Source organism: Synechococcus sp. H55.10 (genome assembly GCF_047502715.1).
In the GTDB taxonomy this organism is placed as follows: domain Bacteria; phylum Cyanobacteriota; class Cyanobacteriia; order Thermostichales; family Thermostichaceae; genus Thermostichus.
Genome location: NZ_JANSJJ010000273.1, coordinates 1 through 521 on the forward strand (window position 1 = coordinate 1; position 521 = coordinate 521).

The window sequence follows — 521 nt, forward strand, 5'->3', positions numbered from 1 at the left end:
ATCAACTGGGATCCATTCAAAAAAGTTGGGAGGGATCCCTGACCATGTGGGCAGTGAGCAGCTTGGTGATTGCGGCGCTACTGCTGGGGTACTTCGGCTTTTCTCCCTCCTTGCTCGCCATCAGCCTTTTGGCGGGAGGCATAGCCATGGGCCTAGAGGTCTTCTCTTGGTGGGGGTTGGATAACCTGACCGTGCCTTTGGGCAGCGCCGGGCTCTGCTTTGTCCTGCTGCAGCTTCTGGACGAACTATACCTGTAGCAATTGCTACCCCTGCGACGGGTCTGGCGCGGAAACGGCCTCTAGACCTTGCGGCGTTCTTGTTCTCGCTCTTCTTGTTGCTGCCACTGCCTGATCAGCTCTTTCGCTGCCTGGGGAGTAAAGTAGTCCAGCGCCATCAGCTTGCGGTAGGTGAGGAGCTGCCGCATCTCCAGGGGCATGTCTGCCTTCCGGTAAAAGTAGTGGATGCGGCTGATGTTTTGCTCCATCTCGGCGAACTCCCGCTCCCGCTGCACTTGCTTTTCC

General features: G+C 57.8%; 2 pseudogenes. One reads left to right on the forward strand and one right to left on the reverse strand.

Annotated elements, in window-relative coordinates:
• Window positions 1–257: pseudogene (locus tag NW858_RS13105) on the forward strand (phosphatidate cytidylyltransferase); the annotation flags it as partial.
• A gap of 41 nt (window positions 258–298) precedes the next feature.
• On the opposite strand, the pseudogene NW858_RS13110 reads toward NW858_RS13105, so the two are convergent.
• Window positions 299–521, reverse strand: a pseudogene (locus tag NW858_RS13110) (hypothetical protein); the annotation flags it as partial.